At 33.5% G+C, this 26,939-nt stretch carries 30 protein-coding genes and 1 tRNA gene; 17 read left to right on the forward strand and 14 right to left on the reverse strand.

The features are described 5' to 3' along the window. The first annotated feature begins 348 nt into the window (after positions 1–348). Entirely contained in the window at positions 349–1,140 is a 792-nt protein-coding gene (locus tag AAGU22_RS14150; protein WP_458719755.1) for a hypothetical protein, read from the forward strand. Positions 1,141–1,192: 52 nt separating this feature from the next. Here AAGU22_RS14150 and AAGU22_RS14155 read toward each other — a convergent pair whose 3' ends face one another. Further along, positions 1,193–2,572, reverse strand: a complete 1,380-nt coding sequence (locus AAGU22_RS14155; protein ID WP_458719756.1) for a hypothetical protein — start codon at positions 2,570–2,572, stop codon at positions 1,193–1,195. Between the two features lie 285 nt (positions 2,573–2,857). Between AAGU22_RS14155 and AAGU22_RS14160 the strand changes: the two genes are divergently transcribed. The 5 genes from AAGU22_RS14160 to AAGU22_RS14180 all read left to right on the forward strand — a co-directional run bounded on the left by AAGU22_RS14160 (position 2,858) and on the right by AAGU22_RS14180 (position 4,987). Continuing rightward, positions 2,858–3,160 carry a hypothetical protein gene (locus AAGU22_RS14160; RefSeq protein WP_458719757.1) on the forward strand — a complete coding sequence of 101 codons (303 nt, stop codon included), beginning with the start codon at positions 2,858–2,860 and terminating at the stop codon, positions 3,158–3,160. Next, complete coding sequence (locus AAGU22_RS14165; protein ID WP_458719758.1) at positions 3,151–3,351, forward strand: GNAT family N-acetyltransferase; 201 nt, start codon at positions 3,151–3,153, stop codon at positions 3,349–3,351. Before AAGU22_RS14160 ends, AAGU22_RS14165 begins: the two co-directional genes overlap by 10 nt. 48 nt (positions 3,352–3,399) lie before the next feature. After that, complete coding sequence (locus AAGU22_RS14170; protein ID WP_458719759.1) at positions 3,400–3,534, forward strand: hypothetical protein; 135 nt, start codon at positions 3,400–3,402, stop codon at positions 3,532–3,534. Positions 3,535–3,640: 106 nt separating this feature from the next. Then, a complete protein-coding gene (locus AAGU22_RS14175; RefSeq protein ID WP_458719760.1) occupies positions 3,641–3,763 on the forward strand; it encodes a hypothetical protein in 123 nt (40 codons plus the stop codon). 408 nt (positions 3,764–4,171) lie between these two features. Continuing rightward, positions 4,172–4,987: a glycoside hydrolase family 26 protein gene (locus tag AAGU22_RS14180; protein ID WP_458719761.1), complete on the forward strand. Its 816-nt coding sequence runs from the start codon at positions 4,172–4,174 to the stop codon at positions 4,985–4,987. A gap of 314 nt (positions 4,988–5,301) precedes the next feature. Here the strand turns inward: AAGU22_RS14180 and AAGU22_RS14185 are convergent, their stop codons facing one another. The 3 genes from AAGU22_RS14185 to AAGU22_RS14195 all read right to left on the reverse strand — a co-directional run bounded on the left by AAGU22_RS14185 (position 5,302) and on the right by AAGU22_RS14195 (position 6,274). Beyond that, entirely contained in the window at positions 5,302–5,574 is a 273-nt protein-coding gene (locus AAGU22_RS14185) for a hypothetical protein (RefSeq protein ID WP_458719762.1), read from the reverse strand. A 197-nt stretch (positions 5,575–5,771) separates the two neighbouring features. Next, positions 5,772–6,119: a hypothetical protein gene (locus AAGU22_RS14190; protein WP_458719763.1), complete on the reverse strand. Its 348-nt coding sequence runs from the start codon at positions 6,117–6,119 to the stop codon at positions 5,772–5,774. Between the two features lie 64 nt (positions 6,120–6,183). Beyond that, positions 6,184–6,274, reverse strand: a tRNA-Lys gene (locus AAGU22_RS14195). A gap of 238 nt (positions 6,275–6,512) precedes the next feature. On the opposite strand from AAGU22_RS14195, the gene AAGU22_RS14200 reads away from it, so the two are divergent. Together AAGU22_RS14200 and AAGU22_RS14205 are read left to right on the forward strand one after the other, a co-directional pair. Continuing rightward, complete coding sequence (locus AAGU22_RS14200) at positions 6,513–6,785, forward strand: hypothetical protein (RefSeq protein ID WP_458719764.1); 273 nt, start codon at positions 6,513–6,515, stop codon at positions 6,783–6,785. A 457-nt stretch (positions 6,786–7,242) separates the two neighbouring features. Further along, on the forward strand, positions 7,243–7,506 hold the full coding sequence (locus AAGU22_RS14205) for a hypothetical protein (protein WP_458719765.1): 264 nt from the start codon (positions 7,243–7,245) through the stop codon (positions 7,504–7,506). 60 nt (positions 7,507–7,566) lie between these two features. Here AAGU22_RS14205 and AAGU22_RS14210 read toward each other — a convergent pair whose 3' ends face one another. The 3 genes from AAGU22_RS14210 to AAGU22_RS14220 all read right to left on the reverse strand — a co-directional run bounded on the left by AAGU22_RS14210 (position 7,567) and on the right by AAGU22_RS14220 (position 10,926). Beyond that, positions 7,567–8,043 (reverse strand): hypothetical protein, encoded by a 477-nt coding sequence (locus AAGU22_RS14210; protein WP_458719766.1) that lies wholly within the window; start codon positions 8,041–8,043, stop codon positions 7,567–7,569. 77 nt (positions 8,044–8,120) lie between these two features. After that, positions 8,121–9,839: a helicase C-terminal domain-containing protein gene (locus AAGU22_RS14215; protein ID WP_458719767.1), complete on the reverse strand. Its 1,719-nt coding sequence runs from the start codon at positions 9,837–9,839 to the stop codon at positions 8,121–8,123. Positions 9,840–9,948: 109 nt separating this feature from the next. Next, positions 9,949–10,926, reverse strand: coding sequence for an EF-Tu/IF-2/RF-3 family GTPase (locus AAGU22_RS14220; protein ID WP_458719768.1), 978 nt, complete (start codon positions 10,924–10,926; stop codon positions 9,949–9,951). Between the two features lie 145 nt (positions 10,927–11,071). On the opposite strand from AAGU22_RS14220, the gene AAGU22_RS14225 reads away from it, so the two are divergent. Beyond that, positions 11,072–12,439: a DEAD/DEAH box helicase gene (locus AAGU22_RS14225; RefSeq protein WP_458719769.1), complete on the forward strand. Its 1,368-nt coding sequence runs from the start codon at positions 11,072–11,074 to the stop codon at positions 12,437–12,439. A gap of 305 nt (positions 12,440–12,744) precedes the next feature. Here the strand turns inward: AAGU22_RS14225 and AAGU22_RS14230 are convergent, their stop codons facing one another. Then, positions 12,745–13,491, reverse strand: a complete 747-nt coding sequence (locus tag AAGU22_RS14230; protein WP_458719770.1) for a hypothetical protein — start codon at positions 13,489–13,491, stop codon at positions 12,745–12,747. 53 nt (positions 13,492–13,544) lie between these two features. Then, the gene (locus AAGU22_RS14235; RefSeq protein ID WP_458719771.1) at positions 13,545–14,102 is read right to left on the reverse strand and encodes a hypothetical protein; all 558 of its coding nucleotides are present in this window, start codon (positions 14,100–14,102) and stop codon (positions 13,545–13,547) included. Between the two features lie 516 nt (positions 14,103–14,618). On the opposite strand from AAGU22_RS14235, the gene AAGU22_RS14240 reads away from it, so the two are divergent. Further along, a complete protein-coding gene (locus AAGU22_RS14240; RefSeq protein WP_458721792.1) occupies positions 14,619–15,041 on the forward strand; it encodes an acyl-CoA thioesterase in 423 nt (140 codons plus the stop codon). A gap of 323 nt (positions 15,042–15,364) precedes the next feature. On the opposite strand, the gene AAGU22_RS14245 is transcribed toward AAGU22_RS14240, so the two are convergent. Further along, positions 15,365–16,417 (reverse strand): hypothetical protein, encoded by a 1,053-nt coding sequence (locus AAGU22_RS14245; RefSeq protein ID WP_458719772.1) that lies wholly within the window; start codon positions 16,415–16,417, stop codon positions 15,365–15,367. 429 nt (positions 16,418–16,846) lie between these two features. Then, positions 16,847–17,767 (reverse strand): hypothetical protein, encoded by a 921-nt coding sequence (locus AAGU22_RS14250; protein ID WP_458719773.1) that lies wholly within the window; start codon positions 17,765–17,767, stop codon positions 16,847–16,849. A 194-nt stretch (positions 17,768–17,961) separates the two neighbouring features. Between AAGU22_RS14250 and AAGU22_RS14255 the strand changes: the two genes are divergently transcribed. Next, on the forward strand, positions 17,962–18,576 hold the full coding sequence (locus tag AAGU22_RS14255; RefSeq protein ID WP_458719774.1) for an NADPH-dependent FMN reductase: 615 nt from the start codon (positions 17,962–17,964) through the stop codon (positions 18,574–18,576). A 104-nt stretch (positions 18,577–18,680) separates the two neighbouring features. Further along, positions 18,681–19,595, forward strand: coding sequence for a DNA adenine methylase (locus tag AAGU22_RS14260; protein WP_458719775.1), 915 nt, complete (start codon positions 18,681–18,683; stop codon positions 19,593–19,595). A 77-nt stretch (positions 19,596–19,672) separates the two neighbouring features. Here AAGU22_RS14260 and AAGU22_RS14265 read toward each other — a convergent pair whose 3' ends face one another. The 3 genes from AAGU22_RS14265 to AAGU22_RS14275 all read right to left on the reverse strand — a co-directional run bounded on the left by AAGU22_RS14265 (position 19,673) and on the right by AAGU22_RS14275 (position 23,443). Further along, entirely contained in the window at positions 19,673–20,773 is a 1,101-nt protein-coding gene (locus AAGU22_RS14265; RefSeq protein ID WP_458719776.1) for a DNA topoisomerase IV subunit A, read from the reverse strand. Between the two features lie 12 nt (positions 20,774–20,785). Continuing rightward, on the reverse strand, positions 20,786–23,233 hold the full coding sequence (locus tag AAGU22_RS14270; RefSeq protein ID WP_458719777.1) for a DNA topoisomerase VI subunit B: 2,448 nt from the start codon (positions 23,231–23,233) through the stop codon (positions 20,786–20,788). A gap of 69 nt (positions 23,234–23,302) precedes the next feature. Next, entirely contained in the window at positions 23,303–23,443 is a 141-nt protein-coding gene (locus AAGU22_RS14275; protein ID WP_458719778.1) for a hypothetical protein, read from the reverse strand. A 202-nt stretch (positions 23,444–23,645) separates the two neighbouring features. Here AAGU22_RS14275 and AAGU22_RS14280 point away from each other — a divergent pair, with 202 nt between their 5' ends. The 5 genes from AAGU22_RS14280 to AAGU22_RS14300 all read left to right on the forward strand — a co-directional run bounded on the left by AAGU22_RS14280 (position 23,646) and on the right by AAGU22_RS14300 (position 26,867). Further along, entirely contained in the window at positions 23,646–23,825 is a 180-nt protein-coding gene (locus tag AAGU22_RS14280) for a zinc-domain-containing protein (protein WP_458719779.1), read from the forward strand. A 151-nt stretch (positions 23,826–23,976) separates the two neighbouring features. Beyond that, on the forward strand, positions 23,977–24,378 hold the full coding sequence (locus tag AAGU22_RS14285; protein ID WP_458719780.1) for a S6e family ribosomal protein: 402 nt from the start codon (positions 23,977–23,979) through the stop codon (positions 24,376–24,378). Between the two features lie 91 nt (positions 24,379–24,469). Further along, positions 24,470–25,732: a translation initiation factor IF-2 subunit gamma gene (locus AAGU22_RS14290; RefSeq protein ID WP_458721793.1), complete on the forward strand. Its 1,263-nt coding sequence runs from the start codon at positions 24,470–24,472 to the stop codon at positions 25,730–25,732. A gap of 6 nt (positions 25,733–25,738) precedes the next feature. Further along, entirely contained in the window at positions 25,739–26,188 is a 450-nt protein-coding gene (locus tag AAGU22_RS14295) for a hypothetical protein (protein WP_458719781.1), read from the forward strand. Positions 26,189–26,207: 19 nt separating this feature from the next. Beyond that, a complete protein-coding gene (locus AAGU22_RS14300) occupies positions 26,208–26,867 on the forward strand; it encodes an MBL fold metallo-hydrolase (RefSeq protein ID WP_458719782.1) in 660 nt (219 codons plus the stop codon). The last annotated feature ends 72 nt before the right edge of the window (positions 26,868–26,939 follow it).

A 26,939-nucleotide genomic window follows, 5' to 3' on the forward strand; every position in this document is an offset into this window, starting at 1 on the left:
CAAGTATTAACAATAATACTGGTATTTGATAAAATATTTTTTTCTAACACTGTTATTACGCATTGAAAGGTTATAATTGATGGTGTAATTCCAATTAATATCCATTTTATAATTTTCTTATAGATAAATCGTATATAACATTAAATTGTATCATATCCCCAACAAGAAACAATTGATTTGAATGATCAGGGATTTGACATATATTGACAATAGTAATGCAGCCACCACTACAAATTCTTATATATTGTACACTTAAATACATGATAGTTGAATTCAGCCTGTTTTAGAACCGGGTTTCTCATTGTATTTTTTGTAATCTTTTCTCTACTACTATATCTAACCTTACCAATGTCATCATCGTCCTCTCTAAATACTGTCTCGGCTTCTCCTTTTAGTAGTTCGACAGATAACAACATCGTCAATAGCAGTAACTTAGCATTACCTTTAGGTAATAATCCTAATTCGGGTATACAAGATACCACCACCAATAACAAGAATGGTCAATCTGGTTTCGACATTCAACAAGGATTGCCTCTTTCTAAGACAATCGGAATATATGATCTACCTAAGAATATTATATTAACGGATGATTTTGGCAAAAATAATAAAATTCCAATAAGAGCATTTTTTTCTGAAGGTTTGATTACACAATTAGAAAAGCCAAGTGTAAACAAGCAAGTAAAATTCAAACTTGATGACTGGAATCAAAACATGATTCTTGGCTTTCAGGATTCGAGTACTTTGAATTTTGTAAACATAAAAAATATCCTGGTAGGACAAATCAAGTCTTATGATTCTGTAGAGGATGCTTTAGAAGATGCTACCTATTGGGAGAATGTTCCACTTAACGATGAAATAATGTTACGATTTGAAAATAAAGGGTTAAACTTTATCATAATGGAAGTGACCTTTCAAAACGGAGTTTCTGGAGTTTACCATGCAATTTTTAACCTCGATACTTACGGAAGTGAATCTGGTGCTGATGATCTTTTAGATTATAGAATGGATAAAGAGGATGCTAATTACAACATTGTTGATGATTCAAAACCAGAAATTGAAGTTAACAGTCCATTTTGGCAAATAAGTCAAATAATTGTTTGCGAAGATCTGAAATATAATGGGTTTAGAGTATGTGGTTGATGTTACCACACCTTGTCGAATTCTTTTGTATTAGCAAATAGTTAGTCCCTAGCTAATCATCATTGTCACCACCATCATCATCATTATCATCGTCATCGGTATCTTCATTTTCATCATTGTTGTTGTTGTTGTTATCATCATTATCTTTATCATTTTCATTATTACTATCGATTATAGAAATAGTATCCAGGTCTTCAGTTCCAGACGGATTTTGAACTCCTTCCTCGCAAATTTTGAATCCATACAAAGACAAATGAGAACATATCAAAGTAGATGATTTCTGATAAAATACAGGAGTATTTAGGATATCTTCTACATTTAATGAATCAATGACATTGTAGTTCGCGCCATTATCTTGTTCGCGTTCAAATTCAGAATCAGAAGATGATTTAGTTCTCTGATCTGATTCAACGTTTACAACAGAAGAATATATCCCGCTGGTGCCATTTGAAAATTGAACTGATGCGACCAAGTAATGCAATCCTGCATTATCAAGCCGAAGTACCACTTCATCGTTAAGTGGAATATCTTTCCAATATTGAGAGCCTTCTAGTATATCTGACAAAGAATCATATGTCTTTATTTGACCCATAATCAAATCATTTACTTTTACAATTCCAATATTTGGTCTTTCAACAAAGTGAAAGGTTAACACTGGATTATAACCAAAAACACTTCCTTCTGGAACACCAGATGTATTTGTTTCTGTTGTAATTCCACTATTATCAGTAACAAATCTTAGCGGAAGACGAGCATTATTGTCAGTATTGTCAGTTAATACCAGGTTCTCAGGAAGCAAATTTCCAATCGTAGTTGTAGCGGTAGTAGAAGAGGTGGCTGGGCTAGTAAAGTTTGAAATATCTCCAGAGTTTGATAACTGAGTTTGATTGGCAGTAGTAGTTATTGCAGAAGATAATGGATTCAAGTTATTTTTTGGTTGACTAATTATCTCGTAGGAACCTATCATTTTTTGAGCAACTGGCATATACTCTGAAAACCATTTTGGATCTGCAACATAGTTGATACGGTAAACAACTCCATCACTGATGGTAAAAATCCTCATTACGTCAGAAATGCGATTTAAAATATCCATTTCCTTAGAAAAAATGATTTTAGCAGGTTTTCCAGCCAAAGTTCCATCGGTTATATTGTTGATTTGAAATTCTGTGTTAATAGTAGAAAGCCTATTCAAATATTTATTTGTAAAATCATTGAGATTTAGATTTGAGGATGAGATATTTTCTACAGCCAGGATAACATGAGCTGGATTATAGATATTTATCAGAGTAGCTGATTTTTTTTCTCTTATCTCGGGTGCTGAAAAAGTGACAATTGAGTTCTGGTCAAGGCTTTCTGTATTCTTCCAATTATAGGGATACTGTATTTTAATTCCGTAATCAGTATTCTCATAAGGAATAAAATTTTCATTCATATTTTCTGTTGGTTGGGAAAATACCGAACTAACATTATAAGAACTAAAAAGCAAAGTAACAAAAATGGAGACAACACCGAAGGTGATTGATAAGAAAGGTTTTGATTTACGCTGCTCCAGAATAAACAACAGTTGGTTTGATCAGCATTCATTCTTAAATCTTTTGTCATTAGGAAAATATCAACACATCGAAAGTTAAATCATTGCTCATATCGACCAGTTCGCGACTTGGATGGATCATCTGAAAAATATATATATTGTTTTTGACACTGCTTTTAGCAGATAATGTTTGCTAATTTCCTAATAAGAGAATTTACCAATAAGGATTCTAATAGTGTCTCTTTTCTGATTTTAAATATTGTTGATAAAGGGTTTAACATTAAAGTTGATTTAAACGGTTTAGATTCGGATTTAGTTCATTTGGGAGAATATTACAATCAACAGAATGGTGGTTGTCTCTATGTAGCAGAAATTGAAGATAGCAATAAGATAATCGGTACAGCAGCAATAAGAAACCTCAAGCAATTTCATTCGGCTTGTGAATTAAAAGGATGTTTGTATCAAAAGAGTATAGAAAATTGGGAATAGGGCAGAGGTTGTTAGATAAGACTTTAGACTTTGCAAGGAAGGCTGGCTATTCTAAAATTCTTTTATACAGCTCAAGTGATTTGAAAGCGGCCAGAAATTTATACCTTAAGAATGGCTTTGTAGACATAAAACGCTACAATGACGATTATAGAGCTGATGTGTTTATGCAAAGACAATTGTCTCGTGTTTAAAAGACGCAACCGCATCCAGTTTCGACGTACGGAGGTACATAATCTCCGATGCCTTACAAATTTCTAAAACTAAAACACCATATCCATTCCTCATTTGAGAAAAGACTGATAGAAAAGAAGATACAATATATCAAAGATACAACAGAGAGTTTCGACGACATGAAAAATAAGCATATGAGTTGAAAGAAGTTTCAATTGTGAAGATCGTTTCATATGTTTTGGCGCCGGTTGTCTCAAAACAATTACTTGTTGCGATGTCGATTAAATATGATGTTTTATATTATCATACATGTCAGAAGCTAACGAATTTAAAGAAAATGAAAATGAGGCAACTACAACAGGTTTAGACAAATACAAAAAAGAACACGAAGTAAAAGAAGACGAGCCAGATGCCATTGCTAGTGCTGACTAAGTCAATACCCTGCCCTTTCACAGTTGGATGACTTTATAGGGATTGACACTTTATGGATATTATATTCTATTATAACAATCGACAATATACATAAGATAAAAGGTGCCCTAAGCAAGTTTGCTAACTGCGCATCTTTATTATCACTATTTAAGAACTTTATATTTACTCCTAAGATACATTGCCGTAGCTTTTGAGTGGAGGCACACGATTAATAAATAAAAATGATAATAAATTATAAAAGAATCAGAAAAGCCTTCAGGTTTTTGTAACTAATTGTATATATTGTTGAACCATACAACAGCTTTTGGTACAATATATTATTGATAAAATTTGAATATTTCATATAAAAATTAAGCAATAAAACCCATTCATCTTAATCTTTATAAAAAATCAAACCCAGTCCAAACCATGATAATCCATGGGGCCATGACAGACCTGACAGGCGAGGAGCTGGTGACAGAGGAGACAATCAGGGGGTTCAACGAGATGGCGGGCAAAAAAATTTCAATGGCCTATTTTTCCAACCACTGGTTCAATGGCATAAAATTTCCAAGGGCAATGGCCACAGCGGCCAGGAACCAAAGGACAATGCCGTGGATAAGAATGTGCCCTTGGGTCGATTGGGAGAGACAGGGCAAGTACAATCTTTTCTCAATAATAGACGGCGCATTCGACAACGAGCTGAGACAGTGGGGTGTGGATGCCCGTGCTTTTGGCTCAAAAATGGTAGTTGAGTTTGGTGTTGAGCAGAACGGAAACTGGTTTCCGTGGTCACGAAACATTTCCCCAGACAAGTTCAAGAGCGCTTACCGTCATATAATAAATACAGTTAATACCCCGAATATTGAGTGGGCCATACACCTTGATGTTGAGGGTGACAAGCCCTTCAAGGACTATGACATGGCCGAGGCGTCCTGGTTTGGAGTGTCAGCCTATGGTGAGGAATCACAAAGAGGCGCAATGAAGGCCTTAACTTCAAAATACAACGAGCTAGTTGCACTGGGAGATGGAACCAAGAAATACGCGGTGCTGGAATGGTCACTAGGGAAGGAATGGGATACAAGGTCGTTTTTGCAATCACTGATAGATAACAACTTTCCAAAGATAAGCCTTGTTTCTGTATGGAACGAAAGGACGCAGGGCGAGATTGACAGGAGGATTAACTCTACTTTCACAAACCTGGCTGCGTACAGAAACCTCATCGCCAACTCTATCTTTGTCTGATTTTCAAACTCAATACCATCTCTATGTAATTGCAAAGTTTATTGATGATACAATATGTCTAAAAATGTAAAGAATGATGGAATTTGTCAATATACTTCTAATATGTGCTTTATCATTCTCAGGAACTTCGTCCTTTTATATCATATTCGGATAATATTTGTCTCGATAATACTCTTGAAAATGTTTTAATAATCCGTCCCTTGTCAGTTGCTTTCCAAACGAAGTTTTACCTTCTGACACAAAGAGCCTATCCCATGAATTTTTAGAGAAGGGACGATTTAAAATCCATTCTTTGACATAAGGTTATGAATGAATCAAGGAACAGTTCTTTGCTCAGTTTTGCCGTTAATTGTTATTTCAGTAAAATGTTTTAAACCATCATAGGTTTTTTTGAACTTTATATCACCGATTTTCAAATTTACTAGTTCGGATGGACTACAGAAGGTATCGATGGCCATAGAAAGGAACGCCCTATCTCGCTTCGAAGGACAATATTTTAGAAAGACTTCACATTCTCTTGACGTCCAAAGATCCGAAGATTTGTATCTTGAAACCTCTTTTCTCGATAGTCTCATAATTCTGTTCATACATTAAGGCGTTTTTCTGTTTTTGACGTCTGGATTATTTTTATAATGTAACCATCTAAAGAATTTGAGTAAAATGAAATGTCTATTATTCCATGTACCTATCAAACTATGGTTTGGATCAATTTCTTCAGATTTTCTAAATTTATTTAGATAAGATAAAATATCTTGCTTTGTAATATTCTTCAGATTGGTAAAGCCTAAAATTTTATAAAATTCAAAAGTACTTTGTTTTTACCTTCTTTTGTTGATTCCTTAATATTTATTTCATTTTGTTGTACAATAATATAATCACAAATTGTCTCTGTGCTTTGAAATGAGTTATCCAAAAGTTTGTATAAAGATTTTTTAATATAGGGTTCTTGATATTTGCAAATAGAGTTTATAGATTCCTCTAGTGCCTTCTCCTTTGATTCGGAGAGAGTATGGTCTGGTTGAACTAGGTTTTGCAAATTGTCAATATTATTCTGCCGCTTTTGGTTAATAAAATGTTCATATGAATCCGCGACTAAGGCGCGGGGAGTGGGATTCGAATCTACGTCTTTCACACGGGGATTCCAACCAATTAAAGCAATCATGGTAATCTTGTATATGCTTGTTTTATACCAGGTTCGGGCCCGTGGGGATTCGAACCCCAGACAGCCGGATTTCTTTCTATTAGCAGTTAAAAGTCCGGTACTCTACCTGGCTGAGCTACGGGCCCATTACCTTTCTATATAAAACTAGTATAATTTAATTTTATAGATTAATGAGAGGTAGACCGACCTCAAGCCAAATTACTCCTATAAACCAAGCGCGAAAAGATGAAAAACAGTCAGAAAAGGTACAATTATCTAAAAAAATAATCGATAAATATTTTTGAGAATTATACTATCCAATAAAAGCAGTAACATGTATCCAAACTATGATATAATTAATTTCGATTATACATTCTGATTATAATGAGTAACATAACAAAAACCCACAAAGTTGGACTTTTTGCAATGTTTATTGCAGCAGCCTTAATTGGTTCTGTAGTAGCCTTTGGTGATAACATGGCATATGCAGGTGGAAAGAACAAGAAATCGAACGATGCAGAACAAGAAATCGAACAAGGACAAGAAAATAAACAATCAGGACAATGTGTTACTGGAACAATATCATTGATTAACTGCAACAACGTAGGATTACAACTCCAAGGTAACGACGGCAAATTGGCTTTAGGCCAACAATAAACTCTTTTTTTGTCTAAATTTTAATATATTTTGTAATTTTACAGTATTTTATCCAAATAGTTTATCTATATTCGGATCCTTTTGAAATAATTTCTTGCATGTTTTGTCATAAAAATTCTAAAACAGTCTCGTTCTTACAATTTCTTTATAAAAATTTTAAAATTAATCAAAAAAATTCACAATAACTTAAAACAGATGAGGAACACCACTCATTGAACAGGCACATATCATCCGATCAATAAATAATTGAATCTCCGGCTTGTTTCAATCATAATTCGGTGAGTAGTATATTGTTATTACGGTACCTTTAATTTATGCAAGAACCAAAAAATAAAAATAAAAATAAAAAGATATAAACTTCTGATAAATAAATACGCTACAATATTTTATATAAAAATGATAGTAACATGTATCCAAACTATGATATAATTAATTTCGATTATACATTCTGATTATAATGAGTAACATAACAAAAACCCACAAAGTTGGACTTTTTGCAATGTTTATTGCAGCAGCCTTAATTGGTTCTGTAGTAGCCTTTGGCGACAACATGGCATTTGCAACCAAAAAACACAATGACTCAGAACAAGAAATCGAACAAGACCAAGAAAATAAACAGAATGGACAATGTGTATCTGGAGATTTCACATTAGCTGGATGTAACAACGTAGGTTTAATGTTCCAATTCCAAGACGGTAACATAGCCGCAGCACAACAATAAACTCTTTTTTTCTTTTTGTAATATCAAAATCGATATTTTACCTTATACTAATAGAAAAAATTAATTATTAGTTTTTAGCCTGTCAAATAATAGTTCTCCAAGTAACCATTTTAGTGAAACAATATTATGATTTGCCATTTTATTATCTCGTATTTGTAAAACAAATCTATCGTGATCCTTATTCTCAAGATCCTCAAATTCTTTGGATTTAGCATGGAATTTTTCTTCACGGTAAAATGCAGTTGATCCCGCACTATCAATAAACATAACAAAAGAGACATTAACGTTGTATTTTTCAATAATACAAATATTGTGTTTTTTATCGCCAAGCATATTTTTTTGCGAATTATTCTTGTACTCAAATTTCAAGATATTCATATAATATTCTAAGAGTGGGATCATTTTCCGTATAAAATTTTTAAAAACGCTTGATTCACTTGGACAAATACCATAGTCGTTGACAGACCACTTAAAAAAATATGAACCCATTCGTATAGTAGGTTTTAAAGAATAGTCATGATTAACCTCATTTGTCAACTACGAAAGCATCTCCGCAAATAGTCAAAATGAAATGAATATGTGTATGGTTAATCACTATAAAGTGTGTTATATCGCTATCTTGTAATAATAGCTTCCGAAAACCATTTGGGAATCATTTCTTTCCCGTTTTTTAATAAAAACGAAACACTGCTATCAAGAATATACGTATTAGCATAATCATCAGCATTTCTGACACTTCTCCCATATGCTTGTATAAGTCGAAGTATTGTATTCCATTCATACCACTTTGGATTACGCTGTTTTAGTACTGATATTTTCTTGTCAGTTAAATCAGGATACGGAACTTTTACTATTACTTGGAATCTAGAAAGATCGTCCTTAAGGTCCACTCCTAAAAACATGGATGGAGATATAAGGACAGTGGGTTTTGTACTTTGAGTGTGTTTTAATATCATTTCATTTCTATCAAACTTTGGATTGGTTTCAATGAGTCTTGATAAATTTTCCTTGGACAAGTTATTCTTGATAAACTGAACTTGTGAATACGACGTTGTATGAATTATGCCCTTGTCATTCTTATGTACTGAAAGAAGGTTATCAAGTACTTTGACTATATTTGGTAAAGACTCGCTCATGGTCCTTGCATTTAGCCAGGCTACATTCATCAGATATATTGGTCTATTTTTGATTGGGAAATCTGAATTTTCAACTCGTATAAACTTTACATCTTCGTTCTTTAATCCCACCGCCTTACACAGATTTTCTTTACTTAGAATAGTAGCGCTCATCAATAATGAAATAGACCCTTTATCAAAAATATCTGTAAAATAACTTGATACAACCAGCGGTTCTAATTTAATTCTTGAAGGTTTATTGTCTATTTCATTTTTAGTAATGTTTGTAACTAACCAATTTTCTTTGTTAATACGTAAATCCTCTAAAAATGTAAACAAATTTTTTTCATAATTGATGGCATCAATAAGATTTTTTTCGCTAACATGTATATCCTCGCTGTTGCCACCGGATCCCAAAATATTTGCGGATTTCTCAACATAACTAGTAAATTGCTCTTTTAATCCTGCACAAAAATCTATCCATGTTTCGACATCGGTCTGCTTATTATCAGGTAAATTTATTTTTGGAAAGAACCTGATTAAAGATTCTTTACTAAATATGATATTTTTGAACGAAGATACTTCAGATTCTAACGTATGAGCTTCATCTAAGATCAAGAGCTTTCTTTTGTTTACACCGGATGAATAAAAGAGATCAGATAGAAAATATTTGTAATTATAGATGGTATGGCTAGATTTTATAGAAATCCATTTTTGGTGATAATAATGACAAGGCTGCCACTCGATTTTAACAAGCTGGGAATGTTCTTTTGCTTTGTCATAATATTTTTTTAACGCGTATTTGTTTATATCTACGTTTTCATAAATGGTACCTTCAGATTTTACATCATAATCACTCATTCTAGTCTTATAAATACAATCAAAATCATCGTCCTTCAGGCAAGGTCCATATTCACAACTTTCTCTTATGCCCATATCCTCTTTAACGATGCAGGGAAAATTATTTCGACCTTTAACTTCAGAAAGATATGGAAAATCTCTATTATACTGAGTTTGAAGATCCTTTGTTGATGTGCAGATATGAGAACTCCCCAGAAATCGTGCTAGCGTTACTGCTACCGCACTTTTTCCAAATCCCGTTGGTGCTTCTAAAAATATGAATTTGTAATCAGATTTGAGTGCTTGATCAAGTTCATCAAGTACTTTATCCTGGTTAGGACGTACATAATCCAGAGGGAAAAAACTTCGAATAGACATAAGAGGGGATGATTATCTGTAGACAAATGGATTATTAAAGCGTAACCTAATAATCATGCAAAAAATGATTCAATTTGTTTGGGCAGAACAGACAAGTAATAGCTATAATTCACTCCATAATTCCATGGCCCATAATCCGCATACTCTTTGAATCCGGTTTAAATAAAATACACAAATCGTTCTCTACAAATGCCAGTGGTTTTTCAAATGAAATCAATAAAATTGAATCGGGCATTACTTTTATTTTCACTGTCCGTATCTGAAGCCCTACACTCATCATATAATTCTGTGTTTCAGATATTTCTTCTTTAAAGTATGGATTCTTGATGAAATTTAGTTGAAAGTCAGTTGCTGCTATTTTAGCAAATCCTGGAGATGTAATAACATCTCCTCTCGATATATCCTTAGCAGATGCCCCCTTAATCGCCAGACCTACACGAGAATTTTTCTTAGAGGTATTAACTGGGTCATCATGCATTTGAATGGATTTGATCACCACAGTTTTGTTTGATGGACTTAGAACTAACTCATCATAAGTTTTAATCTCCCCCTGTTTCACGGTTCCCAGAACTACTGTACCTACTCCCTTGACATCAAACACATGATCCACTACAATACAGGCTTTAGAGGGTTGGAGGCTCTCATCTCCTTTATCTTTTAGATCTGTTTCTGTTTCTGTTTCTGTTTTGGATTCCATTTCAGCTATACTGTTTTTCAGCTGTTCTAAACTATCCAGTATTTGAAATGATGATAAGCCAGTATTCTTTATGATATTTCTTATTTTTTCAACGTCGATCTCATAGCCATATAAAATAAAACCATTTTTTATGCCAAAAATATCAACTGCTATTAGCTGTTCGCCAAGAAAAGAATCGAGTTTGGAGATATTGATGATAACGTAGTTAGACATTGCTATAGACTGTAGAAGAGGCTGTAGTTTTTCAGGATAAGTATTAGGGAAACAATAAGAAATGATTTTATCATTAGTTTTTCTATCATATATGGTAATATCACTTGAAGTCCCTTTTTTTCCCAACTCATTCGCAATTGTTGTATCCCCTAGTAAAACAAAATTAAAACTATTCAAAACTTTTGATTAGTTAGTTTTTTTTAAATAAAATCGTTGCTTTTAGATCAAATAATGATCAAATAACCCACAAATTGGAACATTATAATGCATTGCTTTTTATATAGTACATTCACATATAGAAATCCTGAGCTGAATATATTAATTGGTTAGTTTTGAAGAACTTGGTATTGAAAAATCTATAGTTAAAGCATTGAAAGAAACTGGAATCGAACAACCATTTCCTATTCAAGAATCAATAATTCCACTTATTTTAAAAGGAGAAGATGTTATTGGTAGATCGAATACAGGAACTGGTAAAACAGCCGCATTCGTACTACCTATGTTGAGTAAGTTAAATCCGAAAAATTTTCTACAAGGACTAATTTTAGTTCCTACCAGAGAATTGGCTATACAAATTACAAGTACTATAAATGAACTTGTAAAATATAGCAACCTGAGGTCCGTTGCAATCTATGGCGGGCAGAATTTCCAAATGCAGAGGAAAATACTCAATAAAGGTGTAAATATCGTAGTTGCAACCCCAGGAAGACTCTTGGATCACATGAATCAAAGAACTATTACGTTAAGCAAGATTAATTTCCTTGTCCTTGACGAAGCAGATAGAATGTTAGATATGGGTTTTATTGACGATATCAAAGAAATCCTATCTCATATTGATAGTAAAAAGCAAATTTGTCTTTTCTCTGCAACGATGCCTGACTCTATTATGCAGCTTGCCAAAGATCAAATGCATAATCCGAAGCAAATTAGCATTGAAAAGACAATTTCACAGGCAAACATAAATCAATCATACCTGATGCTTTACGAAAAGGACAAATTTCAACAATTAGTTAGCACTTTGAAACCTATTTCAAACAATGACGAAAGTCATATTATTGTATTTACGGCAACAAAACAAAGGGCTAGAGATCTGACGTATAAATTGAGAAACGACGACTTTTTTGTAGATAGCATTCATGGAGATTTAAATCAGAGACAAAGGGAAAGTACCCTTTCAAGATTTAGAAATAAGAAATTCAACATTCTTATCGCTACAGACGTCGCATCAAGAGGATTAGATATTACTACTGTCAGTCATATTATCAACTACGACATACCTGATGATGTAGAGACATATTTCCATAGAATAGGGAGAACAGCAAGAGCAGGAGCAAATGGTACCGCACTTTCCTTTGTTTCACAACACGACATGTTTACCCTCAGAAAAATACAGAATATCGCAGCAAACTCGCTAAAGAATTTAAACACAGAATATGGAATAGAAGTAGATTTCAAATTCAATAGTGCTCCCAGGCCTAATCGCTTTAGATCGAATTATGGTAGAAGAGGATATAGTCAAAATAGGGTTCCAGGAGAACAAAGGTCAAGGAATAATTATGACAATAGTAATAGCAGGTATCCATCTAGGAATAATTATGACAATAGTAATAGCAGGTATCCATCTAGAAGACTGAGCGGTATTACTAGACCCCTTGGTCGAAGGAATAATTATAACAGAGACTCAGACTAAGAGAGAGAAAAAGAGACAGGCGTACGTGCGCAGTGTGTAACACTTTGTGTTTGCGTTTGAATCAACTTTTATAAATTTTTTAATATTCTATTTATTATCAGATCATCATATAGTCACTGAATTTTCTCACATACTGTAAAATTTTGATAGTCAAGTAAGCCACAAAAGAATTATCGATAAATTAGACGGGACGGGATCTTTTACATTTAGAATATAGAAATATGGAATGAAAAAATTCAGTCTTGAAACTACTGTTTGAAAACCAGTAATTCAATTAAAAAAAAGACGGAAAGATGGATCTAATCTTATTCGTGATGGTCGCCGCTTAAATGAGCGATTTCATTAACCCCTATGACTATAGTGGATGTTGCTGGAAAGTCGATACTATCTGTAGAGTTATTTTGAATTGCTATGTCTGTAATAGGAGTTGTTTCATCTGATGCAACATCTACATGATAGAGACAGAGTTCTCCAGGAGTAGACAATGGATCTACAAATTCTAATTCAGCTGGCTGTAAATTAGGAGCTTGACCAATTAGGACATTTACATCGGTAGAATTAGCATCGCTACACGGTAGTTTTGCTGCAATGTGACCATTCATAATTTGATATGGTGTAGAGTCATACAGATGGATAAAATCGCCTTCTGGTAAGCTTTCACCTTCTAATAATATAGTTTGAGAATCCCTAGTGACAGCGTTTTCTTGAGAGGTCTCATTTCCGTTGAAATATGCCTCTACTTCATCTCTAGGTGTTGCACTACTGGCATTATCAGCTCCAGGTGTTGCACTACTGGCATTATCAGCTCCAGGTGTTGCACTACTGGCATTATCAGTAACCAATCCATCGGTTGTTGTTGGTAATAATTCTTCAACGGGCACACTATCGGTTTCATTAGTGAAATTCTGCTCTGCTGCATCTGTTGCATTCAAAGCCTCAGACAAGGTTACATTTTGTTGTGCGTAAACATTTCCATTAACAGAAAATATTGCTGATGCGAGTACAAAAACTACAAAAATAGTTACTTTTGTACTAGTCGATTTGTTAGTCATTATTTTATATTAAAAATACTTGTATTTATGTCATTTTTAGTACAATCATCGAATTATTCATTCACCTTTTTTACATCTTTATGCCTCCTTGATTTCACAATAAAGGATATTCCAATCAGAGCAGCAAGTAGTATGTAAATATAATAATAATTCACTACAAAGGTTTGTAAAAGATCATAGATTCTTTCTGCAATTGGAACTTGAACATCAACTTCGAATTTAGAGTTCAAAATATTTAGGGTATAGAAAATGTCCTTGATATCCACAAATAGAACGTACTTTCCGGGCTCACTAAAGGTATAATTAAAATCGTAATGGCCTTGTCTAACCAGTGTAAAATTATTTGGATTTGAAAATACAGGCTTTCCGTCTTTAAAAATAGAAAATGAAACTGGAAGTTCGATTAATTCATCTCCTGCGTTAGAAGTAAGACGGAAAAGAAAGGAGGTATCTTTGCCAATCATGGGTTTAGATGGATTTACTAAAAGCTCTACCACGTAATTTCCTATTGTTTGAGTTTGAGTGCCATTAAAACTAGCATCATTACCTCCAAAAAAAGAATGTGCAAAAGCTAGGTGTTCAGTGTCAAGTGGGGAGAAATAAATTACCATAGACAAAGAAAAGAAAGAGACAAAGAACAATAACCAAATATTTGACGCTTGAAAACGTCCAAAGATTCTGACTAGAGAAGGATGATAATTTACAAGAAATGTTAAACCTAGAAAAACGATATATTTAAAAAAAAACAAAACCTTGCCAGATGAAAACATATCAATAATTGGTCAAAGTTTAATATAAATTCAATAAACTGACCATAAAAATACTTTATGGGCACGAATAAGTTCTGCATTTCTTGACAAAATAATATCATATATTACTCAGACAAACTTGAAAAACTAGGGAAAATATATCATCAATCAAACCCCCTGATTTTCTATAAAATGAATGAATCCTCAATCGACTGACGAGCATGGCTTGATATGCCAAAGAAATCAGACTATTTTAAGAATTCAAGAATTTAATAAGTCTGATTCCATATGATGGGTATATTGACAAACGAGTTTCAACCACCACAAGATAAAGCCAAAAAAACAGTCCAAGAATCAGAAGCAGAGACGACAATAGTAATGCTGCCTTCCGATGCCAACCCGCTTGGAAATGTTTTTGGCGGAATGATTTTAAAGTACGTGGACCTGTTGGCTGGTTTAGTGGCAAAGAGACATGCAGGTCATGCAAACATTGTAACAGCAAGCATAGATAGCATGACATTTCTAAAGCCAGTATATATTGGAAATGCCTTGATTTTAAAGGCAAGAATAAACTACGTTAGGAGAAGTTCTATGGAAGCTGAGGTAAAAATAGAAGCAGAAGATTTAAACAGTTCCCAAAAGGTTCACACCGGCACTGCATATGTAACTCTAGTAGCCCTAGACGAAAAAGGAAAGCCAACAGAGGTTCCTCAATTGCGTTTGAGAGATGAGGATGAAAAAAGAAGATTTTTAGAAGGACAGGCCAGGATGGAAACAAGGCTAAAGAATCGGAAAAAATAATACAAAAGAGGAGCCATAACAGGAGTTTATCGATTTTCAATACTAGTATTGCGAGAATGACCCCTAGTCAACTGCAACTACTACACGATATCAAACGTCAATAGCCAAAAATGAATAAATCCCTTAAAATACCTTCACAGCGACTCTAGTGAGCACATTGAGAGTAAGGAATTCCATGAAATCATCAGTAGGATAAAGGTACATTTAGTTTGAAACAGTAGTTAGATTTTAGATGTTTCTATTACTATTAGAGAAAGCGAGATTAATCATACCAACACGATTAGACCGATCCTGATTGGATTGGGGATTCACTATTATTAATTTCAACTCAAAACCTTAGATTCATCAAGGGGATATACATACACATTAGCTTTCTCATCGTCTATTTTTAAGGAATCCAGCAGTATGGAACCCTTCAATTCTGATTTGTCTACCCCCCATCCATTTTTTCCCAGAATACAGGTATCGTCTATGTCATAGTTAAGAGTAGCAGGATTGAATGGCTCCAACGTAACTCTTTCTTCACCTAACAACCCTTTGGCCCTTATGGATTCAGACATTTTTCTGCCCCCGTCATTTAACAAATACTTAACACCATACTTTTCTCTTAAGATCCTAAGTCCTTTATGCATATCAAATTCTTTTCCTGTATCAATGTAAGTGATAAGTCGGGATTCTTTGATGGTCTTTGAAAGATGGGCATAAACCGTACTGGTAGTAAGTATTACTACCTTTTGATTGTTTATCGGGTTCAACATTGCTATCTTATTTTTTTCATAAAATTCAACCAAATGTGATTCGGCAATACTTTCTAGTGAACGGACGGAAATGATAAAATAAAAATTATCTGGGTGAACAAGTTTCCTTGAAAGATTCAAAAGGTCATTATGCAGAGATGGATGCGGATCCTTTAAGTGCTTTCCAAAAAAATCCCAAGACCAAATTTGACCGTAGTTCTCCATCATGTTATTTACAGTTACCACAATAGCTTGATTTCCTAAAATCATACGATGCAGAGAAGCAAATATATTGTCACCTAGCTTTCTACTCCCGCCTGTGAGCAACGTAACACCCCCTCCTCTCAATCCAAGTAACTTAAAAATAAAAACGCCACTATTGGGTGAAAAAGCTTCGGCTGCAATAAAACTTGTAGCTTGATATGGCACACTCAACTTACTGACGAATTCATCCGAAGCGCCGATTACTATGTAGGGAATTATTTTAGACAGATGATTACAGTTTAAATCCCTATTAGTATCGTATATTTTGATACCTCTTTTCTTATAATGAGTAAAAGTATCGTGATCTAATAGATTATTTTCAAATAGCAGTCCGAGTTTATCAAAGTAATTCTTTTTGATCGAATCAGAATCCATCAGGTTTTTTATGTAAAAACACAATAATAAGTACACACTTGATTATTCATTCTCTAATTTTTGAAATACATACCTCAATCATTTATGATCGCTATTCCTGATTATAATGTTAATAACATAAGAAATTCAAAAGTATGTTCAATATCCGAAATATTATGGACATTGTGGTTTGTTTGAGTATTTCCATTTCGAAATGAAATTGTCTATTTTATTTTAATAAAGTAATCAAATGTGATACTTGAACAATCAATTCTTTATACGGTGATGAATAACACTGATCTAGTTAAAGGGTTTGCAAATTGCAATCTACAGGATATCAAGAGAAAGACTTCAACTTTGAATACCACAATGATTGCATTTAAGAAATGAAATCATCGAATATGACAGATTTCGAGCAAGATCAAGAACAATAAATAAAGCCAAAAAAAATTAGCTGTTGTAGTTGTTGGCGCAATCTACAATTTCACCTGTGGACAAATAATCTCCTTGGTCATATGCTCTTTCAAAGCAGGTAGTAAGCAATAATTTGCGCTCTTGTTTATTCACAGTGTTTTCGTTGTATACTTTTGCATCTTTGTCGTTATCATTGTTATCATCATCATTGTTGTTGTCTTTTGCATCTTTGTCGTTATCATTGTTATCATCATCATTGTTGTTGTCTTTTGCATCTTTGTCGTTATCATTGTTATCATCATCATTGTTGTTGTCTTTTGCATCTTTGTCGTTATCATTGTTATCATCATCATTGTTGTTGTCTTTTGCATCTTTGTCGTTATCATTGTTATCATCATCATTGTTGTTGTCTTTTGCATCTTTGTCGTTATCATTGTTATCATCATTTACATTTACATTCATATTGTTAGTATCGTTAGGATTACTATTATTTGTTACAAATGAGGAGGATTGTGCGGGGGTAGAGCTACCAGCATTAGAATTTGTATCCACGACTCGAACTACGCCTACGCCAGAACCATCTGTCACGCCGGTTTGAGGACCATCAGTTGACGTCAAACCTTGACTTTGGCTACTTGGTATAGAAGAAGACATTGATGGGTTGCTGCTGCTACTGCTGCTGGTACCCATGTCACTACCACTATTGTTACAATTTTCAGCTGATGATGCTGTATACACATAACTTGTCATGAAAGTCACTACACAATCAGCATTTTGCATGGCAGAGTCTTTATTAGGATCGTTTGGGGATGTATACATTTGAAAGTTATTGTTGTAGTTTACCAGATCACCCGTAGCAGCATTAACCAATTTGATTGACGAAAAGTTAACTGAACTTATAACTAATAATAAGAAAATTGCAGATATGAAACCCGAAGTTAGTTTATTGTAATACATTGTCATGATTTTTTTAGTGGATATTCTTTATGAGGATTGTTTTTAATAATTATGTACTTATTTTTTTCTCAATACTATAATTCAATTCTAGTAGAAGATTAGTTGTCATTGGTTTCTCTTATTGTCTTTGAACAGTTATTGTAGTTTAAAAGGAAAAGTAAATATTCAAATAATAAACAATTAAAAAAAAACTAATGACAATAAAATTATTGGGAATTGCAGGAAGTATGAGGAGCAATTCCTATAGTTTTAAAGCATTGGAGCACGCTTTAAAAATAGCTAAGAATAATTATAATGCAGAGATTAATTTATTTGACCTCAGGAAATATAGATTGCCTATTTATGAACCCAATTTAGATCATGATCAAATTCAAACAGCAGAGAAAGAAAGCTTACAAATAGCAAATACTTTGGTCAAATGGGCAGATGCGATTATTTTGACTTCCCCCGATTATCATGGCTCAATGTCAGGAGTATTAAAGAATTTTCTAGACTATTTTTGGAAGGAATTTTCTGGAAAAACATTTGGATACATTTGTGCATCTCATGAAAAAGGCCTTACAGTAATGGAACAAATGAGGACCGCAGTAAGGCAATGTTACGGTTGGAGTATGCCATATGGCATATCCACAAGCTCCGATGACTTTGATGATGCAGGCAACATAACAAATAAAAAAACACTACTAAGGATAGAAATGCTATCTAGAGATCTAGTGTATTACGGAAAAGCTATTAGAAATCAATTTCTCACAGACGCATCAAATAAAGTCAAAGAATCTTATTCATTTCTTACATCAAATAAAGACTGAACAATAATACTAATAAAAGCATTTTATTAGTTTCTACTATAATTTAAAGACATAGAAAACAATCATATGTCTTAATGACAATTTAATCAATAATTACATACCAATTGTACAAAACCAATACAACATCTTTTTTAAAATGGGCAGGTGGAAAGAGAAGGCTAGTTACATTATTAGACAAACTTACACCCACTAACATTGACAGATATTTCGAGCCCTTTTTAGGTAGTGGTGCTTTTTTCTTTCATTTAATCCAATCAAGGAAACAGTTAAAAGCTTACTTATCAGATTCAAATCCTCATTTAATTAACACGTACAGAGAAGTAAGAGACAACGTAAATGAACTGATAGAAATCCTGATGGATCATCAAAAAGGTTATCTTAAAAATGGAGAAAAGTATTACTATTCTGTTAGAGATGATCAAAGTAATAAAACCAATACAGAAGCTGCAGCGAAGTTTATTTTCTTGAATAAGACATGTTATAATGGATTGTACAGGGTAAACAAGATAGGAAATTTTAATGTTCCCCATGGTAGGTATTTTAATCCAAAAATATGCAACAAAGAGAAGCTTAATGATTGCTCAAGTTTGCTTAATAGTGCGGAGGTAAAGATTGTTTGTGATATTTATAAAAATACTACTTTAAAGTGTAAAGACAATGATTTTGTCTATTTGGACCCACCCTATTTTCCAGTATCAAGAACATCAAACTTTACAGATTACACTAAAGAAAGTTTTGGAATTCAGCAACACCAAGAATTGGCGAGTGAGTTTGACAGACTAGACAATATTGGCTCTAAAGTATTGCTTTCTAATTCTAATTCAGAGTATGTTAAATCATTATATAAAAAATACTGCATTTTAAAGGTGAAATCTACCAGGAGTATTAACTGTAATGCAGATAGAAGAAGTGATCATCACGACTTGATAATCTCAAATTACAATAGAAGAATAAAAGATACAGAGAAGACAACTCACAAGTTAAAAAAGCCTATGATATCAAAAATAGTAAGCGACTGATGCATCGATATATGCATGCATATACATATGCTTCCTATCAATTAGTAATAAAAAAACACTAAAATTCACGAGCCCACTCAGATTAAACCTACCATACGGAGTTTTTGAGGCAAATAGGTTTCGGATAAATATTTAAATCCATGTTTAAAAAAAGCATCTAATTCGCATTTTTCCTTTTTATGTAGAAAGAGATTTAGTTCTTTTTGCCATTGTTTATTTTGCATCCAAGGCTTCTTTTTCATGTCATTGGCTCTATTAATATCTTCATCACTTGCTGTCAACCGAGCAACTTCTGGAATGTTATATTGATAAATATCTGAAAACATCATTCCAAGGACCTGAGCATTTGGAGTTACCAGCCTTTCACTATCATAACTCAACGATTCACTACCAATTTTGTACCTTAACGCAATACCTAAGCCCCAAGGATCTGCATCGGCAAAAACTACCACAGGTTTTTTCCATTGTTCATTTAGAATCTTCACCATCATTCTTGTTGCACGATCCGGTTCACCCGATCCAGTCAATAAAATAGCGTTGTATTTCTGAATAAAACCAGATTTTCTTATATTATTTAGAACAGTGTCTTTTTCGACCACCATTACAAAGTCCGCCTTGACATCGTCTATTTGGACATCCCCCATGTTGGTTGGGATAAGTTGAGATGTAGCTCTGCTTCCAAGATTGCAATCTATGATATCGCCACCAACCCGTAATTTTATAGGGCCAGAAATCATTCCTTTAGGTTTGGAAGTTACAGAAAACTCTTCTCTCGGGATTCCAGTTAAAAGTTCGACAGCTTTTATTGCATTATCAGAATCCTCTTGACCTGTCCAAAATTTTTGCTTGTTTTTATCATCTCCTACATTACTAAGGGTTGCATAATACATCCCTCGAATAGTACTTTCCATTTCTTCATCAAGTAGTTTTTTTACCGCATTGGCCATGACCAAATATTGAGCAAAAGTGGGTATTTTCTTTACACTGTCGGGACTAACTTCAATTTTTTTGTCACCTGTTGTAAGCATTCTCTTTTCATCAGACCAAACAGTATTATCATATCCTATTTTTGGTAAACCCAAGATAGGCATTTGATTTTGCTTGATCACATCATCAGATATTTTTCTCATAATCCTTTTTATGATAGTCACAAATTCTTGTTTTTTTGCAGTAGACAATAGATAGATTATTTATTTCTTTTTACCCTTATTTACCCTTTTACTATAGGAATCTATCGTTGATTGAACTTCTTTGGTTTTAGATTGATTTGGAGATCTGTTAAAAGATTTATTCTTTTTTGCTCTGTTAGCATTTATTTTCACAGCGAGATTCTTGTTTTTCTTATTTGTAGTGCTCTTTTCTTTGATGATTAACTCCTTGTTTGTTCCTTTGGGTTCTTTATTTTTAGTAACATTTCTTGGAGGGTCAACCTTACTTAATTTACCAGCTAAGCTCGGATCGACCTTTTTATTGTCTTTTTTCTTATTTTCTAACTTGTTCAGGTTTGGTTTAGAAGAGGCCATGCTTTTGGTCTTTTGGATATCTTTGGTCTTTTGGATATCTTTGGTCTTTTGGATATCTTTGGTCTTTTGGATATCTTTGGTCTTTTGGGTCTCCTGTATGTCCGGCTCTAGATCTATATCCACAAGATCCATTTTTTGAGATGGTTGAACGGGTAAAGTGGACTCAGCAGAAGAAGCGTCTCCCATGTCTATTTGGGGCTTTTTAGATAAATGATTCTCAATCAATCTAGTAAACGATTCGTTTAATTTTGAATTTTTACTACCAAGTGATTCATTTATTGAATCTACTATGAACGGTAGATAGTGTTTATATAGTCTGATCTTATTTTCTGCCTCCTTTAATTTGAGCTCTTTGCGTATTTGTGTACTTAATTTCCTATATAGTTCAGATAGACATGATTTCATATAGTATTTCAGTTCGCCTTCTGAAGCAATGCTTTCTTTTCCGGCGGTTTTATAAGGGATTTTGGTCGAACAAATATGGAAAAAAATATGCAACGGCAAAACCTCAATGACTCTATCTTTTTTTGATTCTTTGTTGACAGAAAATTGTTCCTTTGCTTGTTTTTTAGTGATCCCCATCTTATTAATTTCTACTTCTGATATAACCTCTCTAGCGACGTCGGACCCTTCATCGTATAATAGAGGAATTTTATTAGCAAAACGATATAACTTGAATGACGGAATATCACCACCATAAGCCAAACCAGTTTCAACAACTGTGGGCCTATTATTTATGACACATGTTCTTGATGTATAAGTGGTAAGGACAGGTTTGAGGACTTTAACTGAAAAATTTGATTTTGATAAAATATTTTTGAATGGTGTTGGTGTTGGTGTTTGTTCGTCATTTTGTTCTGATTCAAAAGTTGATGCAGTAACAGTATCATTAGTTACTTGAGGATTAGAATTGGCATTAGTAAGAATAGGTTTTTCAGCTGTGGCAAGGGCGGGGGCAGGGGCTGTAACCGTTACTCCTGTATTATCATTCCCTTTATTTGATACAATAGTATATTCTGACATCATTCCTATTGTGAGAACTTCTCGACCAATAGGACTCAAATGATCTGTATTCGGATTCTGGAATTTAGTTTTTTTGCAAATGTTTACAATTTTAATAAGATCATGCTCACTGAAATCACCAGTAGAGGTCTTTAATGACAATCCAGTATTAGTAACAATATCCTTTGCTTTTTCATAAGAAAGTTTCTGAAAAGACGAACTTAAAATTTTTGGTAAAGACATTTTTTGAGTTTGGAATTTAGAAATGGCTTTTTTTAAGGTTTTTAGATCCATATCAGAAGGATGGGGCAAGATTTCTTGTGCCGGATTAGGCATTATTGATGTCCTTCTATTAAACTGAAATATACCATCATCTGTTTCAAAGGTTATGGATGAATATGGATTTACAATACTCGTTTCAGAAACATACTCATAAATTTTGTTCTTAGTAATAGGTACCAACTTTGCTCTCAAAATAACTTCTATCCGAAAACCAGATGTGTCTTGAATACGAGATTGCTGTTTAGGCTGCAATTTTTTTGACAATACAATAGGTTTATTGGTTCCAATATCAGTTCTTAACTCAAAATAATATTCATCCTGCTCATCAATTGATTTATTCCATACTTTTATTGGAAAATCGGTATCCTTTGTAGAAAAAGCCGCTACCATTTTCAAACCAACTCCAAACAGTCCCCTTTGCTGTTTCTCCATGTATTTAGCAGAAGTTAGAAAAGAGCAAACTGCTATGGGTAGTTTATCTGAATTTATCCCGGTTCCATTATCTTCACACGCCAACATCCATAAATCATTAGCTTGATCAAAAATTCTTAATGAAATTTTAATAGACGGCAGAATCGAAAAACTTTCGCAAGAGTCTAACGAGTTTTCTATCAGCTCTCTAATGGCCATGTATAAAATACGTTCACCGGTAAACCCAGCTAATGCGGAATTATCCACAAAAAATTCGGATTCTGCCTTCTTATTATAAATAATTTTATACTTTTCTAGCTTTGTTGTTGATTGAGAGATATCCCTCTTTAATTCTTCAACTTCTACTTTTACTTTGTCTTCTGCAGAATCTAAGACGGTGGAGGCAGATTTATTCGGCATCAAATACTTTTATTAATATCTTATTTGATTTAATCGTTATTCATGCCCCTTGTATATTATTTGCTTAATCTAATCGATTTGAGAACCATATGGCGTAGATGAATTTTTCAGTTCCTTTAATGTAGGTGGAAGAATTTCTACATAATACCGTTTTCTTTCCTTTTGAATAACTAGATAATCCAAGCCAGAGCCAACTATATTTCCATTCAATAATTCTTTAATTTTCAACCAGATTAAATAGATACATTAGTCAATATTTTTGGGTTTCCATGATATAGAATTTGATTTTAAAGGTTGACATGATCATGCTAAACTGTCAGACAAACAGTTAATTTATCAAACAACTGTTTACTTTATTAGTTTTCAAAGAGTAGTGTAAAAATATTTAAGAATTCAACAACCAATGTTCTCCATGGATGCCAGATGTGTAAATTGCAACAACAAGGCTAATTTTGATATTGAAAAGAATAAGATAAAATGTGAAAAATGTGGAATAGAAATAGACTACGATGAGTATATTGAACAGATGAAAGAAAAAGCTGTTACTTTAGCAGATAATTTTCAATCAAGTTGGGATAAGGGAGGATTCTAAGTAATCTAAAAAATAACCTGAATGCTATTGGTTTGTTGGAAAAAAATAAAAGTTTAGAGTGAAAATTTCTTTGAACTGAACAAAGGATGATGAGAAGGAATGTAATTTTTAGCAAGATTAATTAAGGCTGAAAATTTATCTAATAAAGACTTTGGTAGAATTTAAAGTAGTTATTTCAGATTCAACGGGTAAAAGCACTAGTCAAGAGTTAAAGGATAAGAGTGCTCAACCACTAATAGGTTCTAAGCTTGGAGACATATTAGAATCGTCTATTTTAGGATTTAAGGAGGGGAAAATAAAATTAACCGGCGGGAGCGACAAATCAGGTACACCTATGAGATCAGATCTACACGGTGCTACAAAAAAATATGTCCTCATGACAAGGGGTGTTGGAATGCGAAATCTAGCACCTGGAGAAAGAAAAAGAAAATTGGTCAGGGGGAATATGATCACAGAGGAAATCTATCAATTAAATTGTCGACTGATTGATGCGACATTGCCTGAAAAAGAGCAACAATCTTCAACACAAGAAGAAGCCCAGGTAACTAAATAAATTCAAAAAATATTTCTGTTATCTTCATCTCATAATTATGAGGTTAGTACTTTAAGTAAATTAATATTTGAAAGGAAAAATACAACAGGTATTGCACTGGAAGGATACTTTACCTGAGTGGTATATTCAAAAATATGGTTATCAACCATGTATAAACATAGGTACCTCAGGACATGTAGATCATGGTAAAACTACACTTATTGAAGCTATAACAGGAGTTTGGACAAGCGGTCATAGTGAAGAGCTTCGACGAGGAATTACGATTAAAGTGGGCTATGCAGATGCCGCTTTTTATAAATGTCCCAGTTGTCAGCCTCCATCAAATTATTCTGTTCAACCTACATGTGGTATATGTAATTCAGAAGCACAGTTATCAAGAGTAGTAAGTTTCGTTGACTCGCCTGGTCATGAAAGTTTAATGGCTAACATGCTTTCCGGAGGTGCTCTGATGGATGGCGCAATATTAGTTGTTGCAGCCAACGAAAAAGTGCCACAACCACAAACTAGAGAACATCTATTAGCATTACAGGTATTAGGGATTGAAAATATTGTAATCGTACAAAACAAAGTCGATCTAACTGAAAAAGAAAATGCAGTAGAAAATTATAACCAAATAAAAGAATTTGTAAAGGGAAGTGTAGCTGAAAATGCTCCAATAATCCCCATATCTGCACAACATAAAGCAAATATCGATGTATTAATCGAATACATTGAAAAATATATTCCCACGCCAGAAAGAATTCACAATAAAAATGGTATAATGCATATTTTGAGATCTTTTGATATCAACAAACCAGGTACACCAATTAAAAACATCAAAGGAGGAGTATTAGGAGGGGCTTTAATTCAAGGTGAATTTGAAACAGGCAGCGAAATAGAAATTTTGCCTGGAATTTACAATGAAAAGAAGAACAAATATGAATCTATTTTTTCTGAGGTAGGGTCATTAGCTACTGGTGCAGGATTGGTGGACAAAGTGAAACCAGGCGGATTGGTCGCAATAGGTTCAAAACTGGACCCGTCATTTATAAAAAGTGATTCATTGATCGGTGCAGTGGTTGGAAAACCGAATTCATTACCCCCAGTTGTCGATGAAATTACGATAGACATTAATTTATTTGATACCGCGGTTGGAACACAGGATTTGGTCAAGGTGGAACCCATCAAAACCAAGGAAAATTTAAGATTGAATATCGGAACTGCGGTTACTATAGGAAATGTTACGAATTCAAAAAATCAGAAGATCGAAGTAAAAATAAAGAAACCGATATGTTTGATGCCCCAAAGCAGAGTGGCTTTAAGCCGAAGAATAGCAGATCGATGGCGATTGATAGGTGCAGGAATAGCTGTATAAATCAAGATGGAGGTTATTTCTGACACTAGTTTTTTAATGGTTTTATGTTATGATCCAGTCAAAAACCTGGACGCTCTAGAATCTAGATTTGGAAAACTGCTATGGCTCATTCATCCAGAGACGATTAATGAACTAGCACAGTTAGAAAAAACGGCAGGAATAAAGAGATCAAAAATTGCCAGTCTTTCCTTAAAAATAATAAATGATCGGATAAAAAAAGGGGATTTCAAGTATTTAGACAACGATGAACTCAATAAGTTAGAAATAACACAAGCCAATTCAACAGTCGATTCCATGTTATTAAATATCTCAGCAGAAAAAAAACTCCCATTAGCAACGCTAGACAAGAATTTAATAAAAAGGGCCCTTAAAAAAGGAGTTGATGTATTCACATTAAAAAGCAATAGAATTATTTTTGTACATTCCAAAGTTAGGTCAAATTTAAATTCTTCCTGATTACTTTCATTATACATATATGATGAATATTGAAGGGATCGAAATATGGTGGAATGGACATGATGGATTTAGAATTGAAGTAAATGGTAATAAAATTTATGTTGATCCGTATAAATTAGTTTCATCATATGCTCGCAAGAGTGATGCAGATATACTTTTGATTTCTCATAATCATTTTGATCATTTAAGTATAGAGGATATTAATAATGTGATAAACGAAAATACAAAAATAATTTGCTCTCATGAATGTGTCGAAGTATTAAAAAATAATTATAAAGATAATGAAATAATTCCCTTAAAACCCAAAGAAGCAAAGATGGTTGGGAATATAGAAATAAAAGGTATAGAAGCATATAATACCGATAAAAAATTTCATCCGAAAAAAGATGAAAAAATTGGATTTATCATAAATGTAAATGACTTGAAAATATACCATACAGGTGACACAGATATTATTCCAGAAATGGAAAATGTAAACCCAGATATTTTATTTGTGCCTGTTTCGGGTACTTATGTAATGACCGCAAAGGAAGCTGGAAAAGCCACAAATGAGTTAATCAAGCCCAAAAAAATAGCGATACCGATGCATTATGGATCCATTGTAGGAACTGTCAAGGACGCAGAAGATTTTTGCAAAGATGTGAACATTTGTAAAACCGCAATAATGGAAATTGAATAAACCGGCATAATCAAAACCATCATCACTAAGAATGATTAAATAAAGTTTAAAAAATCATAATAAACGTGTAGG

The organism is Candidatus Nitrosocosmicus sp. R (assembly GCF_054408505.1).